The organism is uncultured Odoribacter sp. (assembly GCF_937966165.1).
Lineage (GTDB): Bacteria > Bacteroidota > Bacteroidia > Bacteroidales > Marinifilaceae > Culturomica.
The window spans coordinates 373,809-392,863 of sequence record NZ_CALCLB010000012.1; the positions used below are offsets into that span (position 1 = coordinate 373,809).

A 19,055-nucleotide genomic window follows, 5' to 3' on the forward strand; every position below is an offset into this window, starting at 1 on the left:
TATGATTTACAAAATGGCTTCCCGAATTCTGACTAACTTTTCCAATAATCCTTCCATCCGGTCCAATCTCAGCATATTGGCTCCATCGGATTTTGCCTGAGCAGGTTCCATATGGGTTTCAATAAACAAACCGTCTGCACCGACAGCAATACCGGCTTTTGCAATTGTTTCGATCAGCTCGGGTTGCCCGCCTGTTACACCGCAACTTTGATTCGGTTGCTGAAGCGAATGGGTTACGTCAACCACTACCGGGCACCGGCATTCCTGTTGCATGATCCGGATTCCCCGGTAATCTACCACCAGATCCTGATAACCAAAAGTAGTGCCCCGCTCCGTCACCATTACCTTCGGATTTTGCGATTCCCGGATCTTTTCCACAGCAAAACGCATCGCTTCCGGGGAAAGGAATTGTCCTTTTTTCACATTGACCACCTTCCCGGTTTTAGCCGCAGCTACCAATAGATCCGTCTGACGGCACAAAAAAGCAGGTATTTGTAATACGTCTACATATTCGGCAGCCTTGAGGGCATCCTCCGGCGAATGGATATCTGTCACCACTGCAATTCCCAATTCAGCCCTTACTTTCGACAAGATCTTCAAAGCTTTTTCATCCCCTATGCCTGTAAAAGAATCCAAACGCGAACGATTGGCTTTCCTGAAAGAACCTTTAAATACATAAGGTATTTTTAAACGATCCGTTATCCCTTTGATATGCTCCGCTATCCGCAATGCCATTTCTTCCCCCTCCACAACACACGGCCCTGCCAATAGAAAAAACATTTCTGAATTTTTTATTTCATCCATTAGTTCCATATAATTTAGCTTAAAATTATTCCATTAAAATTCCAGGACTTAAAAATCACCCTTTATCCGCAAAAGCCACACCGCTCTATAAAAATATTTTATTCCCGGACATCTTTTATTTATATTTTCGCTTCCACCAATTTTTTAAACGTTCGAAAATTTTTATTTCCTGAGCATTATTCTGGGGCTGATAAAATATTGCATTTTTCACCTCCTCCGGCATATATTCCTGATCGACAAAATTCCCCGGAAAATCATGGGCATATTTATAGTCTTTCCCATAATTCAGTTCCTTCATCAATTTTGTAGGTGCATTTCGCAGATAGAGGGGAACAGGGACATTGCCTGTCCTCTTAACCCAATCCATCGCCTGGTCGATAGCGAGATAAGCCGAATTACTTTTGGGAGAAGTAGCCAGATAAATCAGGCATTCTGCCAGCGGAATCCGGGCTTCCGGCATGCCGATCTTGTGTACAGCTTCAAAACAGGCATTTGCAATAAGCATAGCATTGGGATTGGCTAATCCGATATCTTCCGAAGCAGAGATAATTAAACGTCTTGCAATAAATTTAGGATCCTCTCCTCCTTCCAGCATCCTGGCCATATAATAAAGAGCCGCATTCGGGTCACTTCCCCGAACCGACTTTATCATAGCTGAAATAATGTCGTAATGCTGTTCTCCGTTCTTATCATACATCAAAGGATTCTCCTGAAGTTCCTTCCGTACCGTTTCATTGTCTATCAAAACCTCTTTTCCTGCCTGGGCATTCACGACCAATTCCAGAATATTCAACAATTTCCGGGCATCTCCCCCGCTAAAAGAAATCAAAGCTTCCTTTTCCTTAACCAGAATTGTTCTCTCTTTCAGATAATAATCTTTCGTTATCGCCTTATCGATCAGTTCTTCCAGGTCGGCTTTTTCCTGGGCTTTTAATACATATACCTGACAACGCGACAAAAGAGGAGAAATCACCTCAAACGAAGGATTCTCCGTAGTAGCCCCGATCAGAGTGACAGTACCTTTCTCTACAGCAGCCAGCAAAGAATCCTGCTGGGCTTTCGAAAAACGGTGAATTTCGTCGATAAACAAAATAGGATTAGGGGTATTGAAAAACCGCTGACTTTCTGCTTTCTGAATCACTTCCCTCACATCTTTTACTCCGGAACTGACAGCACTCAATACATAAAACGGTCTTTTCAACTGCTCTGCAATAATCATCGCTAAAGTAGTTTTCCCCACTCCCGGAGGCCCCCACAGAATAAAAGACGATATTCCCCCTGATTCTATCATCTTCCGTAAAACCTTCCCTTCTCCCACCAAATGTTTCTGTCCGATATAATCGTCTAATGTTTTCGGACGCATCCGTTCTGCCAAAGGCTTATTTTCCATAACAAAAAATCCTTATCTTTTTGCAAAGATAAGGATTTAAGCCTAAAAGGGAAACAAGCCCCTTCCTTATTTTTTTGAAGTTCCGCTCTCCAATATACTGACGATAGAGAAAAGGCAGAAACAAATAGCCCCTAGTCCGATTAATACCCGGGCAGGCACAAAAAAGGCATTGTCCAGAATACCTTCCTCAAACAGAAAAGCTCCCAGGAACAAACACAAAAGGGCCGTAATCACCGGTATAAGCGGAATCCGGTTTGCCAAAGCATATTCCTGCCTCCAAACCTTAGCCAACAACAAAACCTTGCTGGAAATACTGAAACATACTAATCCCAAACCAATCATTATAAATCCGGTTGTGTTTGCCACATCGCCAATCATTGTCAAAATGACGACTACTCCCCAAATGATACATACAGTCCCAAAGAAAAAAACCAACTTCGGCCAAAAGCTACGGTCCTTCTCTCCGTAATCGTTACGGATCTGACGGGAAATACTGGCAACAAGGGCAATAAGACTACTGCAAATACAAGCTAAACCTCCCATCACCGTACCTGCGACAAAATATTCCCCTCCTTCCGACAGACGGGAAAGCAGAATAATGCACCAAACCCAAGCTATGACAGAGAAAATCGCTGTCAACACAATCAGCATTTTTTCCGTAAATCCCGAAAAACCTTCTTTATTTAAAGCCAGACTCCCGGAAGCGGAATTCTGCGGAATCAAATAAAATTTTGTAGAAGATGTAGCCGCTGTCGAAACACAACAGGCAATTAATCCTACTCCGCATACCACATGTCCGGATACAATAAAATTAGAAGTACCCTGTGTAAAAATCCATATTCCCAAACCGATAGTCACCAGAGCTACCAAATAACCGAAACCCGGAATAAGGTATTTGAGGAAAGGATGAAATTTATGAATCAATTGACGGATAATAGTAGCTGCCGTGGCATACAAAGCCAGGCATATGGACCCTAAAAAGAACACCACAGGACCGGCAACGTCCCTGGCTGCATCATCCCCGTACAAAAAAATAAAACCTCCCAGAAAGAAACAAATGAAGGCCATTACTACCGGGATTGCCCGAAATAAAACACTGATACCATAATTCATATTTTCGATATTAAAGGTTGTAAATTCATTAACTACCCTCAATATACGGTATCTTGTGTAAAAAGTTCAATTCTTTAAGTCAGCTTGCCCCCCAGCCGGAATGCATCCACCATTTCCAGCAATTTTTTACCATATTTCTCCAATACTTTTTTTCCAATACCCGGAATTTTTAATAATTCTTTTCCATCTGCCGGCAAGGTATTGGCAACACCTAAAAGAGCTTTTTGCTGCATGATGGTATAAACGGGCAATTTCAACCTGTCAGCCTCTTCTTTACGCCAATGCCGTAAACTATTATACAAATCCGGATGACGAATATCTTCGGCCACTTCTATTTTATCTGTACTTTTCCGCGTTTTAATTTTGGTCTTTTCCAACATCGCCCGGGAACGGGCAGCCAGATAGCTTTTAATCGAAAAACCATCTTCTGAAGCCCTCAGCGTTTCACATTTGATATCTGCTTCCTGCTGCAAACGTCCTAATGCCTCTTCTACAGTCTTCCGCACTTCTTTATTATCAATTTCTAAAACGGAATTTTCCAACAAATCCATCACAATAAGCCGTAATTTCCCGAAAAAATAGACAACTCCTTTATTGATCCTCTCTCTCACTAATTCACTTTGCTCAGCATTCTCACTTTCTGCAATCAACCGCCTCAACTGTACCTTAAATTTTTCACCGACTTCTGTCATCTCCCGGTAACAATTCTCCCTTGCCTGACGGTAACGGGCAGTTAATTCGGGATATAATTTCCCCAAATGCTCACCGAAAACCCAGCTTACTCTCTGTAAACGCTTCCAGAGAAGGGTAAAATCGAATAAATCCGTTACCAACTCTGTATAGTAATGGCAACGGGCTCTCTTTAAATCTACATCGCCCGGCTGATTTTTTTCTACCTTTTCAATAAAACTTTCAACTGTCCGGTCATTAATCAAAGCACTGTCTTTCAAAGGAGCACTCAATACCAAACCTTCCAGAGTTCTGCAGCGACTGAGCGCAACATATACCTGTCCATGTGCAAATGCTGATGCAGCATCAATGATGGCCCGCTCAAAAGTCAACCCCTGACTCTTGTGTATGGTAATCGCCCAAGCAGTCTTTAAAGGATATTGCCGGAAAACGCCCTCTATGCTCTCTGTAATTTCTTTCGTTTCCGGATCGATCGTATATTTCGTATTTGTCCATTCTTCCTGCCCCACTTCTATCTCCTCCTGCCCGTCCGCACATCTTACCCGGATCCGGCTACTCCCGATTTCTGTGACCTTGCCTATTTTCCCATTATAATAACGTTTTTCAGGAGAAGAATCATTCTTGACAAACATAACCTGAGCCCCCTTTTTTAATACTAACCGCTCCTCCATCGGAAAAGCATAAGCCGGGAAATCGTCTTTCACTTCTGCCAGAAAGGAAAAAGCCGGTTCGTCAATTTCTTCCAATTCCCGGTTATTTATCAACTGGGCCTGTGCGTTATGTGTGGTCAGGGTAATGTATCCCTCTTCTTTTCCGGGTTTAAACCCGGGAATATACCGGCGGTTTAATAAATCTAAAATCGTTTTGTCAGCACAGTTTTCCCGTATTCCATTCAACAACCGTATAAATTCGGCGTCACACTGCCGGTACACTTCCGTCAATTCGATACTCACGTAGGAAGTCTGTTGCAAAGCTATACTATTGAAAAAAAAGGGAGATTTGTAATAGCCTTTCAAAAGTCCCCATTCTTCTTCCTTCACGACAGGTGCCAATTGTTGCAAATCTCCGATCATCAACAATTGTACTCCTCCAAAAGGACGGTTTCTATCCCTGTAGCGACACAAAACATCGTTGACTGCATCCAATAAGTCGGCCCTCACCATACTGATTTCGTCTATCACCAATAAATCCAGGCTGCGGATAATATTGATTTTTTCCTTACTGAATTTATTCGTAAAACGTTCCCCGGTATCGGTAGGTCCATTCGTTTTTGCAGCGAGATAAGGACCAAAAGGAAGTTGAAAAAAAGAATGAATCGTAACTCCCCCGGCATTAATAGCCGCAACTCCAGTAGGAGCTAGCACAATCATTCGCTTGGGGGATACTCTTTTCAGCCGCTGCAAAAAAGTCGTCTTTCCCGTACCGGCTTTTCCGGTCAAAAAGACATTTACCCCCGTATATTGCAGAAAATTATAAGCTAACTCTAACTGAATATTCGTTTCCATATAAATATCACACCAATAGTAATATAACAAAGATACAGTTTTTTTTCCGGAAAACGATGCTGCAAAAATGCCCGAAAGGTTCCTCCTTACCGGCAGAACCCTTCGGGCATTCCTATAACGTTTAATCCTACAAATTCATAAATCTCATCATCTGGTTTCCTAAACCAACCCGGTACCCCTGCGATAAGAAAACAACTTCTCCTTTTTTATTGACCAGAATAATAACCGGCAAATTATTTTCTTTTTTTATGTCCAGTTTTTCCTTTAACATTTGGACAAATTTCCCCTGATCATCATACCCGATACGCATATTTTCAGGAAGCGGACGGAAATCGGAACGGGAGAATTTTTTCAACTGAGCGGAATCGGGGAAGAGAAATGTCATCGGAACTCCCTTTGCTTCAAAATCCGCTTTCATTCCGCTCATATCCCGGATCAAATGATTGGTAGGTTCCTGGTTTACCCCAAGCAGAGCAATTGCTGTATATCCTTTTCGCGGTAATTTAATTTTTACAGGTTTTTCTTCATTTTCCGGTACATATTTTAATCCCGTATCGATTTTCCCAACGACAGTCAATGTCTCCTGTACCTCCTGCAAAACCAGATCTACCTGCGCCAGTTTTCCGGCTTCTATCCGGAAAGTGGTCATATTGGATAAAACAGAACCATCACTTTTCCGGTTGCCGCTTACCAAAACATACGTTCCTTCTTCCAAAGAAACAGGCTTACGGAAAATCGTACTATACGTAGCACCACCTCCCATATCCACCTCGGCATTACTTCCTAAATCCAATAAATGGGCCCCGCCTTCCACAAGTTTTGAAAGAGTAAAATGCGTATAATAAGCCGGATCTTTTACCGTTTTTCCTTTGTAAACAACCATCAGCTCCCCTTTCGGCCCGACAGTTTGCTGCGCGGCAAAACTCACAGGCTTCCAATTATCGCCTGCATAATATTCCGGTTTACCATCCACCGGATTTAAACGAGCCGCTATTCCCATTGTACGGCAGGCCGCCACGAAAAACTGTTCTTTGGAACGGGAATCCGTAAGCATGGTTTTCAATATGGCCGCAGGAGGAGTAACAATATTGATTGTATTCAAGTCATCCACTACCTTTATTTTCGTCATTTCCAGCAGTAATTCTTCAGGCGTACGGATATTCTTCTGCTCCAAATAAGCAGCGACTATATCCCGGTAAGCAGTAATAAATTCGTTTTTTATCCGGGGATTTAAAATATATTCCCGGTATACATCCGCATAAGCGCGAGCCCCGTATTCCGGGGAACGGGGCTGTGCTGCATACCGGAAAGCTCCGTTCAGCTGATCTTCCAGAACCTCCACTGTAATATCCTGTAAATCCTTTTCCTGTAAAACGCCCAACAAATCCATAGCAACTTCTTTTCTCTCCGGCTCTCTCCGGCTTTCCAGCTCCAGGAAACGGAGAATGACCGGATAATTTCCCCGGGCAGCCTTTATATACCGGAAAAAAGATTGCGGTTGATATCCCCAAGCTTTTGCTTTTTCTTTCGCCGTATGTTCATCCATAAATGTTGCAATATAGGCATTCCGTATCGAATCTTCCTTCATAAAACGCCGGTCGTTTTCAGCCCGTTTCTCTTCTGCAACCAAAGCCTGATATTCTTTTTCCACAGGCGGAATAAGATGATAAGCATAGCGTTCTCTTTCATTTCCTTTTTTATTCAATACAATTTTCAGGGTGTCCATCCGGGCGGCTTCTAACTCTCCGAAACCGAATTTCCCGTTCCCGGAAGCCCAGATCATCCAGTCCCCCAGGCCTACAGTCAGGGAAGAAATTCCTTGCTTATCCGTATTTAAAGTTACAGCCGGATAATATTCTCCATAATTGTATATTTTATACTCCACCTTAGCTCCTGCTACCGGTCCGCCGGCAGTATCGACCACCCGAATCACCACTTTTTTCACATCGGTATAATGCCCTGTAGCGTTCACCGCTGTCAAATTAGCATTCCTTGCCGTCACTTCTTCCTCCGATTCATACTTACCGAAAACCCGGGCTTCCATATATAATCCCCGGCGGACGGGTGCCGTAAACCAGGCAATATCCAAACGGGGTTCCGGTTCACAAGCTCCCAGGTATTTCCATTTTCCGTCTGTCCACACTTCTATCCAAGCATGATTATCATCGCAATGAGCCCAACGGGGAGTATACACCTGACGAGCGGGAATCCCGACAGAACGCATGGCAGCCAACGCAAATACAGATTCCTCTCCACAACGCCCATAGGCAGTAGTCGTCATCGTCAAGGGCGCACAGGTACGCCCGTTTGTGGGCTGGTAAATCGCCTTTTCATGGCACCAGTGATTCACTTCCAAAGCAGCCTCTTCCATCGTCCCGCACTTTAATACCCGGTCTTTCAATTCCCGGTAAAAGACAAAGCGGGAAGAGTCCAACCCCTCATTATGTCCCCTTACCGGAAGCACAAAATGCCGGAAAATATTTTCCGGAATCTCTTTTCCCCAAGGCATTTCTTCCCTTACTTTTAACGACTGCCGTACATTTTTCAGCAGGAAATCTCCCCCGTACGTGGCTAAATCCGTCAGCGGAGCATAAGCATATATAAACTCCAGGGCTTCACGCTCTTCCGTTGTCAGAGGCTGATTAAAAACCTGAAATAAATCTACCCGGGAATCAGCTAACAATTCTTTTTTATGTTCAAAATCCTCTTTTACTGTTTTCCGGTAAGTCACATCCGTAATAAAATGTTTTTCCTGCTGACAGGCCCAAAGACAGAGAAATGCCCCCAATAAAACGACAATACGTAACATACAATTTAATTAAAAAATTAGAACTATTTTTTCAGCAAAACTTAACTTCTTTAAAACCATACACCCGTTCCCTGCCTTCTTCATCCTTTACAACCAGTCTTCCATATTCATCTATCCCTACCACAGAAGCCACAAATTTTCCTCCAGCATCTTCCCATGCATACTGTCCGCATCTCCGGTACAAAGCCTCCAGATAATCCTTTTCCAAGCCTGCATAATCCCGGATTTGCTCATAACGCTTTCCGATACATTCCAGCAATTCTCCCAATACCCCGCGGATATCCAGTTCTTTACCCAGCAACTGATACAAAGATACGGGATTCGGAGCATCAGAATAAAATTGCCGCTGATTGATGTTTACCCCTATTCCGCACAGGGAAGCCCGGATATAAGGTCCCGACACCGTATGTTCGATTAATATCCCCACCATCTTCCGTTCTTCCACATATACATCATTCGGCCATTTTACACAACAGCCGTCCACATACCGGCTAATAAAATCCCTGCAGCCTAAAGCAATTACCATTGATACAGCAAACTGTCGTACAGCCTGCAATTTTTCAGGGCGGAAAACTACCGTAACGGAAATATTCTTTCCCTTTTCGCTTTCCCAACTATTTCCCACCTGTCCCCTGCCTTTCGTCTGACAAAATGTAAGGACAGCCGACCGATCTCCCAACCCTTCCTTTAGCAGCTGGGCAGCTTTCGTATTGGTCGAATCCAATTCCTCAAATTCCAGCACCTGAAAACCAGACAAATCGTATTTCCTCATATTTTCCACCTTATATCGTTACACACCCCTTCACCCGATTAGACTTTACCCTGCGAATCTAAAAACTAAATTTTCATTTAGCAATTTTATTTCAGATTTTTATTGGTTTAAAAGAGCCGGCCGGAAAATAAATTTGAGCTAATTTTTTAATTCTACCCCTCTTATTGTCTACAACGGTCAGTTTGAGACGACGGAGGGCAACAATATCAGGGATCGTATTGTGGATGCCCGAAGTAACTGTCCCTTCTTTCTCCCGTCTGGGAATCACAGCATCCTGCAGATACAGGAAAGACAGTTAAGGCGAAGGTCAGCTGAATCTTTGCCGTACGAAAACAGGAAATCCGTCAAGCGTAACCTTCCTCAGCAAAACCAGATTTTATTTATCTGTTATAACGTCCTGAATTATAAATACAATCCGGATAAAACACCTTAAAAACCGGCAAAAGACGTATCAAAACAATTATACTGAAAAATGCATCCGACAGTCTGTTTAACCGTCCAGATGCATTTCAAAGATTGGCACTTTTATGATTTCAGGGATCAATAATTATCCGGAAATAATTCAAAATAAGCCTGCGGATGTAAACAGGAAGGACAAATTTTAGGAGCCGTTTTACCAACATGTACGTATCCGCATTTCCGGCAATACCATCTGACTTCTTCCGGACGGGAGAAAACCATATCGGAACGCAGGTTATCCAATAATTTCAAATAACGGTTTTCATGCATTTTCTCCACTTCCGTAACATGTCTGAAAAGAGCAGCTACAGCACTGAACCCCTCGTCAGCAGCAATCTGTCCGAACACGGGATAAAGATTATGCCATTCGTCGAATTCCCCCTCGGCAGCTTCCTGCAAATTATAAGCTGTCTCTAATATTACTCCGGCCGGATAAGCGGCAGTAATTTCCACCATGCCTCCTTCCAGATAACTGAAAAAACGTTTGGCATGGGTTTCTTCCTGCAAAGCCGTCTCGTAAAAAATACCGGCAATCTGCTCATAGCCTTCTTTTCTAGCTACCTCTGCAAAAAAAGTATATCTGTTTTTTGCCTGAGATTCACCGGCAAAAGCCTTTAATAAATTTTGCTCGGTTAAGGTTCCCTTTACTGACTTATTCATTCTCTTAAATTTTAATAATTAATACACTCTTTATCTACGTCTGAAAGTCATAAGAGTTACAAAACATTTAAATTTCTGATTTTTTCTTTCTTACGAGGGGACATTTAACGGGTTAATTTCTTACATAAAAAGTAAGAAGTTAAAATAAAACATCTTTTAATCCTGTTTCAAGATACGGATAATAGCTAATTTTACGATCTGATAATAATGATAACTAACGGCTACCGCTATTATTACAACAACATAGAATAAGCTGACCAAAAACAGATTTAAAGGTATACCGCTATTGTAGGCGAACTGACTATCGAAATAGGTCGCAAACGTATAAATCAAAGGAATAGAAAGGACAAATGCTGTGAGAGTTGCCAGAAGAAAATTTTTTAATAACAAAGAAATTAAATCTTTTCCATTTGCCCCGAAAGTTTTACGGACTCCCATTTCTTTCTGAAAGAAAACGTAAAGCAGTATAAATAAACTATCTGGTCATATGCTATCAAATGAATTACTTGCATTTTTTATAAAATCTGATCGCTTAACTTCTTTAATGCTTCCATTCTCCATTATAAGGATAAAATCAAATTTTACAGGTATTTCTAAACAATGAATGATTATAAACAATTATACAGTTAATTAACAAAAAACAATAAAATTATATATAATTTTATATTCCTGAATTGTTTTATTTTTCTAAACTTAATTCCCTGTATTGAATAAAAAGTTTGACGGCAGGTTAAATCAAATATTGCGGTTATGATAAATACTACTGCCTCTGTCTGCTGGATGTCATACGAACAGTTATAACTTCAGAAAAAGAAGAAGGAAGTTTCATTCCCAGGGTGTATTTCAAAAAGTACGGGGAAGCAAAAAGGAAAATGAAACCGAACTAGGATAGGAAAAACCTGTTTTAGCTGAAGATTCCGATAATATTTTCTGACCGGGACCGATGCTTTTATTACCCATATATAACTAAGTTATTCGATAACAGATGGCCTAAGTATAAATACACATTCACAATAAGCATTTACTCACTTTAACACCAGATTTTTTAAATATAATTTTGCATACGTAATATGGTGTCCTGAAACCGGGAACAGTAAAAACAAAGGATATGGGTACATTGATTGAGAAACTTAAAAAGGATATCCATTACAGAGAAGGGATGAATAGTTGCATGAATTGCGGTGTATGTACGGCTATTTGCCCCGCTGCCGAATTCTACAATTACGATCCCCGGATTATTGTCGATTCGGTACAACGGAATGACGAGGAAGTGATACGTCAATTCATAAAGTCGGATGTGATCTGGTATTGCGGGGAATGTATGTCCTGTAAAACCCGCTGTCCCCGCGGGAATACGCCCGGATTAATCATTATGGCCTTGCGGAAGCTGGCCCAGGACGAGGGGACGTTCACCTGTTCTGAAAAAGGCAGGCAGCAATATGCTTTAAAAAAAGTGATAGATACCAATATACTGGAAAGAGGATATTGCGTGACGCCAGACATTGTGAAACCGGAAATGCATCCCGAACAAGGTCCGGTATGGGAATGGATCTATGCCCACCTGGACGATGTTTACGAGCGGGTGCATGCCAACTACCGCAAACCGGGTCCCGGAGCATTAAGGCAAGTGGATGAGCAGAGTATGGAAGAACTCCATAGAATTTTCGACATTACAGGAGGAACAGACTTTTTACAACACATCCAAAAGTGTTCGGAAGAAAAAGCCAAAGAATCGGGAAAAGACATAGAACAATATTTTATGTCTGTTTATACGGAAAACAACGGTTCTCACAGCGAATAAAAACAACCGGAAGAGGTAAGAATATATGAATTTACTAGGGAAACAACAAATATGGAAAGACTATCAGAAAGAAATTGCCGACGATAAATACTTCTATGCGCGCAGTTGTATCCGTCAGACGTTCTTTCCCGGTTCCGAATGGGCTTATCTGGATATTCTCCGGAATAAATTACACAAAGATGTACTGGAAGATGCCCGGCATACCACCTGCACCGGAATCGGTTATCATTCGGACGTAGTCCCGATAGAAACAATTATGACTGTCGTAGCGCGGCATTTTGCCTTGATGACAGAAGCTGGTTATGAAAATATAACGCCTTCCTGCATCACCTCATTCGGAATATATACTGAAATTCTGGACACCTGGGAACATCATCCCGAAATAGAGGAAAAAATCCGGGATTTTTTATGGAAAGCTACGAAGAGAGAATTTAAAAAGCCTAAAAATCTGGCTCATACATCGGATATCATCTACAAATTCCGTCAGCATATAGCTGAATTGGCGGTTTATTCTCTGAAAGATGTACATAGCGGACGGCCGTTGAGAGGAGTGGATCACATCGGCTGCCATTATGCCAAGATGTTTCCTTCTAAAGGAATTGGAGGCGCAGAATTTCCGGCGGTTCTTTCCGGACTAATAGAGGCCTGGGGGGGAGAACCGGTAGATTACCCGGAACGGCGTCATTGTTGCGGATTTGGCTTCCGGAATTACCTGGTAATGGCAAACCGGGGGTTTTCCGTAGCCAATTCAAAGAAAAAATTCGAATCCATGCAGGAGTACGAACCGGATTTTATTTTGACAAATTGCCCGGGATGCGGAATGTTTCTGGACAAATGGCAATATACGATCAGTGAAATGGAGGGAATTACATACGGCCCTGACGGGTATGGTATACCGGTGCTTACATACGAAGAACTGGCAGCTTTGGTACTGGGATATGATCCCTGGGAAATCGGTTTACAAATGCACCAGGTAGCAGTAGAACCCTTATTGGACAAAATGGGAATTGAATATGAGCGCGATGCCAAATACCGGAATATAAGGGGGGATTCGCTGGGGGAACCCGCCTGTCCCACTTATTTAAAAGTAAAATAGGAAAAAACAAATTCCCAAAGAGAGGCAGAAAACTGAATTCTATTTTAAAATCAGTCTTTCCCTTATCTTTCCGGCTTTCCGGACATTTTAATTTTTGGTATGGTCAGGCCAATATACAGACAAATGAGAATTGAATAGTGAGAAACCATAAACCTGTAATCTATGAAGGTAATCATTATCGGCGGTGGCCCGGCGGGCTGTGAAGCTGCTTTCCGGCTTGCAAACGAAGGCATTCAGGTAGATTTGATCGAAAAGGAAAATACGACAGGCGGAAATTTAAATAATTGGTATCAACTTTTTCCCGACAGGAAAAATGCACAGGAAATCTGTAAGCTGTTACATGAAAACCTGAATCATCCCAATATTCATTTACACCTGAACACGGAAGCCCACAACCTGCAAAAGACGGCCCAAGGGCAATTTTCAGTGCTTTTGAGTGACCGGGGACTTTTAGAAGGGGATGCTTTACTGATTACCACCGGTTTTAAACTTTTCGAAGCCCAGCGGAAAGAAGAATATGGCTATGGAGTTTACAATCACGTCATTACTTCTGTAGAACTCGAAAACTTTTTTTCCAATCATTCCCTCCAATTACCGGATGGAAAAAGTCCCAAACGCATCGGATTCATCCACTGTGTGGGTTCCAGAGACGAAAAAATATGCAATTATCATTGTTCCAAGTTGTGTTGTATCACCGCTGTAAAACAAGCAATTGAAGTGCGGGAATTTATTCCTGAAGCCGAGATTTTCTGTTTTTATATGGACATGCGTATGTTCGGGCCCGGTTATGAAGAAATGTACCGGGAAGCCCAGGAAAAATACAATATTAAATTTGTCAGGGGCAGACTCTCCGAGGCCGCTGAAAACCTCGATAAACAACTTGTCATAAAAGTGGAAGACACGCTTATCGGAAAGCCGCTCAGGATGACCCTCGACCTTCTGGTCCTTATGGTCGGCATGGAAGCTTCTGAAGGCAGCCGGAAAGCTGCCCGGCAATTGTCGTTAAAACAGTCTCCCAACGGATTTATCCAAGCGGCAGATCCGCATTACGGAACCAACCTGAGTAATCAGGAAGGGGTTTTTCTGGCCGGCTGCGCTACAGCTCCGATGAACCTGACGGATACCCTTACAGATGCCCGTTCCGCAGCCTGGGCAATAGCAGCCTACTTAAAACAGAATCAATCCTTTAAATAACCGAACCACATGACAACACTTTGGGGGTACTCCATATCGGAAACCAGAAGTATCGATTACGATAAAAACGATAAATCTTTCTCAGCTTATATAGCAGAGAAAGTACCCAGTACGAAGCTCTGTATCGGTTGCGGAGGCTGTACGGCAACGTGCACAGCCGGGAACCTGACGGAATTCAATATCCGGAAACTGCAGATGTTGGTAAAAAGAGGAGAAAATCAGGAAGCAGCGAAGAATTTATCTAAATGTATGCTTTGCGGCAAGTGTCTGCTGGTGTGTCCGCGAGGAGTAGATACCCGGAAAATGATACTGACTATGATACAATACCTGAGAAAATAAATTTATCATTTATATCCAATAGAAAGCATTCTATGTATTACGATCATTTTGTACTTCCTTTTACTATCGGTCTGAACATATTGATTATTTTTTTAATCATTAAATACATCAGATGGATCAGGAGTTTTTCCCGGCCGGAAAAGAAACTGATTCTAAAAGGGATGTTCAGTGTCAAAACCCTGAAAGCGACAAAAGAAACTGTTCTGGAATGTTTGGTTCACCATAGAATATTCCGGACAAATCCTTTTCTGGGGTATATGCATATGTGTTTTGCTCTGGGTTGGTTTTTACTGATTGTAGTAGGGAAAACAGAATCGATGGTTTACCACACCAGTGCTTTCAATCCCCCTTATTTTGCCATCTTTTTCCGTTATTTTCATCCGGCAAATGAAACCTTTCCTTACAGCAATGTCTTTGCTTTTATCATGGACTTGATTTTATTATTCATCCTGTCCGGACTTTTTCTGGCTTTGGCCAAACGGATTTCTTCCCGGGTGGTAGGACTGAAAAAAACGACCCGTCACAGACCTTTGGATTTACTGATTCTGACGGTTCTATGGCTCATTTTCCCCTTTCGGTTCTTAGCCGAAAGTTTCACCAGCGGGCTCCGCGGAGGGGGCAGTTTCCTGACCCACACAGCAGGTGACGCTTTCGCTACATTTTTACCCCTGGATACCCTGGCTTATCCGGCATGGTGGGCTTATTCTTCCGTTCTGGGTTTATTTTTCCTGCTACTGCCTTTTTCCCGGTATATGCATATCCCCACAGAAGTGGTATATATTTTCCTCAAAAACTGGGGAATCCGTCAAGGGAAAACTTTCAATGCTTTCAGTGAAATCCAGGTCTTTTCCTGTTCCCGCTGCGGAATTTGCATCGACCGCTGTCAATTGAATACCTCCCTCGGCCTGAATGATACTCAGGCGGTATATTTTCTGAAAAAAATACGCCATCGGAGAGATTACACCGTACAACGGGAAAATTGCCTGATGTGTGGCCGCTGTGAGGCCAGTTGTCCGGTCGACATCCGCCATAATGCCTTACGTTTAAGCAAACGTCCGGATCTGATCCGGATTACGAAGGATACGTACAGCTATGTCAAGCTTCCATCCTTTTCCCCGGCCAAAGCAGCTTATTTTGCAGGTTGTATGGGACACCTCACCCCCAGTGTCATACAAGCCATGCGTTCCATTTTCAAAAAGGCAAATGTTTCGTATACTTTTATAGATGAAAACGGCGGAGTATGCTGCGGGCGTCCGATGCTGCTTTCCGGAAATCAAAGCGCCGCTTCAGTCATCCTGGAAAAAAACAAAGCCATTATAGAAGCTTCAAAAGCAGAAATCCTGGTTACCTCCTGTCCTATATGTTACAAAACGTTTAAAGAGGAATACGGACTGCAAATGCAGGTCATGCACCACACAGAATATATCGATTACCTGATCCGGAACCACTGTCTGAAGATCGTACCTTCGGCCCTCCGTACCGTTTTCCACAATCCCTGTGAACTAGGCCGGGGAAGCAATGTCTACGCTGCCCCCAGTCGCATTCTCCAAACGGTAAGTCAGAAAATAGATACGCCTTATGACGACCGGAATTCATTGTGCTGCGGAGGATCTCTGGCCAATACCCATATTTCCGGAGAACAGCGTTACCGCATCAGTACAGACGCTTTACGCATCTACGCCTCTTATAAACCAGACGTTCTCGTAACAGCTTGTCCACTCTGTAAAAAGACATTTGCTAAAAAACCCGATGCCATACCCGTTAAAGACATTGCCGAAATTGTTGCTGAAACTTGTTAAAACCACACACTGATGATAAAGAACAATATACTCGAGACCATAGGCAACACCCCCCTGGTCCGGATAAACAGACTATGTACTAAAAAAGACGTCCGTATTTTCGCTAAGCTGGAAGGTTTTAATCCGACCGGCAGCATAAAAGACCGCATTGCCGTCCAGATGATAGAACAAGCGGAACAGGAGGGGAAACTCTCCCCAGGGAAAACCATTATCGAACCGACTTCCGGAAACACAGGAATCGGCTTGGCCATTATCGGTATTGTAAAAGGATATGCTGTAGAAATCGTTATGAGTGAAGCGGTCTCTGTAGAACGCCGTAAAATTATCCGCTCTTACGGGGGTAAGGTCATTCTCACCCCGGCAGCTGAAGGCACGGACGGAGCCATCCGCAAAGCCCGCAAACTGGTGAAAGAAAACCCCGGCAAATACTTTATGCCGGATCAATTCTCCAATGCCGGTAATTATCAGGCGCACTATGAAAATACAGCCATAGAAATCTGGCAACAGACGAAAGGCCGCATTGATTACTTTGTCAGTGCTTTGGGTACTTCCGGTACTATAATGGGCATCTCAAAATTTTTAAAACAATGTAAACCGGATATCAAAATCGTCTGTGCCCATCCCATTAAAGGACATTATATACAAGGATTAAAAAACATGGAAGAAGCTATAGTGCCGGCAATCTACGATCCTTCGCGTATAGATATGCAGATTATGGTTGAAAGCGAAGAAGCTATCGCCATGGCCCGCCGCATCATCGCGGAAGAAGGCATCTTTGCAGGTATGAGTAGCGGAGCCGCCATGGTCGCCGCTTTGAAAACAGCCGAACGTATAGAAAAAGGCAATATCATTGTCATTTTCCCGGACCGGGCCGAAAAATACCTGAGCACGCCCATGTTCGAAAACCTGAGCGACTACTGATAAAGTCTGTTGACAACATTTATAAGACAATAACATATCCGGAAAGCTCTTTCCCGGGAGGATTTCATAACTTTGCCTACAGTTAACCAAACAGAAGAGTGATGAAAAACAGGACTTTCACTATTTTAAAGCCCGATGCCGTAGGAGGAGGACATACCGGAGAAATATTGCGCATTATTGAGCAGGCAGGATTCCGGATACTGGCTCTGAAAATGTTATACCTCAGCCGCTCCGATGCTGAAAAGTTCTACCATATACATCAGGGACGTCCTTTTTTCCGCAATTTATGTCTTTTTATGACATCCGGCCCTATTGTCGCCGCCGTACTGGAAAAAGAAAATGCAGTAGCTGATTTCCGAAAACTCATCGGTGCCACAGATCCTGCAAAAGCCTCCCCCGGAACTATCCGGAAACAATTTGCCGGAAGCAAAACCCGGAATGCTATCCATGCTTCCGACAGTGAGGAAAATGCAAGCCGGGAAACAGCTTTCTTTTTCAGTGACAGAGAAATCATCGAATCCCGCTATGAACTACCGGTTCCCGCAGAAAAAATAGACGAATAATTTGCCCGGAAAACAAAATATTAATCTTCAACTTCTTCTGTCACCCCTGCAATTTGTTCTACATTCATATCGCTTTCATTCGCATTACCGGCTACATCATAATGCTGAAGAGGATTGGCACCTAATTCTTCGTTTTGCATACGGTTATTATATACATCTATTGCCAAATAGAGGGCATTTCTTAAAGTCGACTCATCCGCTATCCCTTTTCCTACAATATCATAAGCTGTACCCGTGACAGTAGAAGTATATACCACCGGTAAACCGGTCATTAACACAGCTCCTTCATATCCTTCTATGGCTTTAAAAGGGATCATGCCCTGATCGTGGTATAAGGCCAGTATAGCATCAAATTTTTCAAATTCTATCCCACTGAACAAACTGTCTGTAGCATAAGGTCCCAAAGCCATAATACCGTTTTCCCGGGCTTTTTCCAAAGCCGGAATAATAATATTATGTTCTTCCTCTCCGAAAGTACAGTTCTCTCCCGTATGGGGATTAAGGCCCAGCACTGCTATCCGGGGTTTCCGGATGGTAAAATCTTTCTTTAAACAACTGTCCAGCATATTCAGCTTCTGGCAGATATTCTCGAAAGTGATATGAGGGGTTATCTCTTTGAAAGGAATATGTGTCGTAACAAAACCGATTTTCATCTTTGTCCCCACCAGCAGAGGCATTGTATCTTTCAGCCCGTAACGGGCAGCCAGGAAAGCAGGACATCCCTGTGCATTTTCCAATTCAAAGGATTTCACTCCCTGCGGTCCTGCAACAACTGCATCTATAGTCTGATGATCCAACGCATCCAGGGCTTCTTTCAAGGCAATCATGGCCACTTCATCCGATTCCCGGGTTTCTTTTCCCAACTCTACTTTTACAGCATCATCCACACAATTAATTACGTTACACCGTTTCGGATTAGCCTCCTGCGGATTCTGGATACTGTTCAGATTAAAATTCTCAATATTCAACGTTTTCCGATGGTAAGCAGCCACTTTAGAGGATCCGTACAGTATAGGTGTACAAATCTCACAAATCCGGTTTTCTGCCATCATTTTTATAATCAATTCATAACTGATACTGTTTACATCACCCTGAGTGATTCCTATTTTTAATCTGTTTTCCATTTTCCCAATACTTTTA

Annotated in this window: 16 protein-coding genes; 7 read left to right on the forward strand and 9 right to left on the reverse strand. The window is 42.8% G+C overall.

The window, feature by feature from the left end:
* Positions 1-6 precede the first annotated feature (6 nt).
* The 8 genes from kdsA to Q0465_RS05330 form a co-directional block, all read right to left on the reverse strand.
* Positions 7-813, reverse strand: coding sequence for a 3-deoxy-8-phosphooctulonate synthase (kdsA, locus tag Q0465_RS05295; protein WP_298613764.1), 807 nt, complete (start codon positions 811-813; stop codon positions 7-9).
* A gap of 106 nt (positions 814-919) precedes the next feature.
* A complete protein-coding gene (locus Q0465_RS05300) occupies positions 920-2,194 on the reverse strand; it encodes a replication-associated recombination protein A (RefSeq protein ID WP_298613766.1) in 1,275 nt (424 codons plus the stop codon).
* Positions 2,195-2,260: 66 nt separating this feature from the next.
* Positions 2,261-3,307, reverse strand: coding sequence for a DUF2776 domain-containing protein (locus Q0465_RS05305; RefSeq protein WP_298613768.1), 1,047 nt, complete (start codon positions 3,305-3,307; stop codon positions 2,261-2,263).
* A 74-nt stretch (positions 3,308-3,381) separates the two neighbouring features.
* Positions 3,382-5,502 carry an HRDC domain-containing protein gene (locus tag Q0465_RS05310; RefSeq protein ID WP_298613770.1) on the reverse strand — a complete coding sequence of 707 codons (2,121 nt, stop codon included), beginning with the start codon at positions 5,500-5,502 and terminating at the stop codon, positions 3,382-3,384.
* 127 nt (positions 5,503-5,629) lie between these two features.
* A complete protein-coding gene (locus Q0465_RS05315) occupies positions 5,630-8,311 on the reverse strand; it encodes a transglutaminase-like domain-containing protein (protein WP_298613772.1) in 2,682 nt (893 codons plus the stop codon).
* Positions 8,312-8,342: 31 nt separating this feature from the next.
* Positions 8,343-9,083 (reverse strand): biotin--[acetyl-CoA-carboxylase] ligase, encoded by a 741-nt coding sequence (locus Q0465_RS05320; RefSeq protein ID WP_298613774.1) that lies wholly within the window; start codon positions 9,081-9,083, stop codon positions 8,343-8,345.
* 540 nt (positions 9,084-9,623) lie between these two features.
* A complete protein-coding gene (gene rbr, locus Q0465_RS05325) occupies positions 9,624-10,202 on the reverse strand; it encodes a rubrerythrin (protein WP_298613776.1) in 579 nt (192 codons plus the stop codon).
* 156 nt (positions 10,203-10,358) lie between these two features.
* Positions 10,359-10,640, reverse strand: coding sequence for an FtsX-like permease family protein (locus Q0465_RS05330; protein ID WP_298613777.1), 282 nt, complete (start codon positions 10,638-10,640; stop codon positions 10,359-10,361).
* A gap of 670 nt (positions 10,641-11,310) precedes the next feature.
* Between Q0465_RS05330 and Q0465_RS05335 the strand changes: the two genes are divergently transcribed.
* The 7 genes from Q0465_RS05335 (at position 11,311) to ndk (ending at position 17,915) form a co-directional block, all read left to right on the forward strand.
* On the forward strand, positions 11,311-12,003 hold the full coding sequence (locus Q0465_RS05335; RefSeq protein WP_298613779.1) for a 4Fe-4S dicluster domain-containing protein: 693 nt from the start codon (positions 11,311-11,313) through the stop codon (positions 12,001-12,003).
* Between the two features lie 25 nt (positions 12,004-12,028).
* A complete protein-coding gene (locus Q0465_RS05340; protein ID WP_298613781.1) occupies positions 12,029-13,099 on the forward strand; it encodes a heterodisulfide reductase-related iron-sulfur binding cluster in 1,071 nt (356 codons plus the stop codon).
* Positions 13,100-13,261: 162 nt separating this feature from the next.
* Complete coding sequence (locus Q0465_RS05345) at positions 13,262-14,293, forward strand: FAD-dependent oxidoreductase (RefSeq protein WP_298613783.1); 1,032 nt, start codon at positions 13,262-13,264, stop codon at positions 14,291-14,293.
* 9 nt (positions 14,294-14,302) lie between these two features.
* Positions 14,303-14,632 (forward strand): 4Fe-4S dicluster domain-containing protein, encoded by a 330-nt coding sequence (locus Q0465_RS05350; RefSeq protein WP_298613785.1) that lies wholly within the window; start codon positions 14,303-14,305, stop codon positions 14,630-14,632.
* Between the two features lie 32 nt (positions 14,633-14,664).
* Positions 14,665-16,431, forward strand: coding sequence for a (Fe-S)-binding protein (locus Q0465_RS05355; protein ID WP_298613787.1), 1,767 nt, complete (start codon positions 14,665-14,667; stop codon positions 16,429-16,431).
* A gap of 12 nt (positions 16,432-16,443) precedes the next feature.
* Entirely contained in the window at positions 16,444-17,352 is a 909-nt protein-coding gene (locus tag Q0465_RS05360) for a PLP-dependent cysteine synthase family protein (protein WP_298613789.1), read from the forward strand.
* A gap of 98 nt (positions 17,353-17,450) precedes the next feature.
* A complete protein-coding gene (gene ndk, locus Q0465_RS05365) occupies positions 17,451-17,915 on the forward strand; it encodes a nucleoside-diphosphate kinase (RefSeq protein ID WP_367274302.1) in 465 nt (154 codons plus the stop codon).
* 20 nt (positions 17,916-17,935) lie between these two features.
* Here the strand turns inward: ndk and Q0465_RS05370 are convergent, their stop codons facing one another.
* Positions 17,936-19,039 carry a PdxA family protein gene (locus Q0465_RS05370; RefSeq protein WP_298613793.1) on the reverse strand — a complete coding sequence of 368 codons (1,104 nt, stop codon included), beginning with the start codon at positions 19,037-19,039 and terminating at the stop codon, positions 17,936-17,938.
* Positions 19,040-19,055 lie beyond the last annotated feature (16 nt).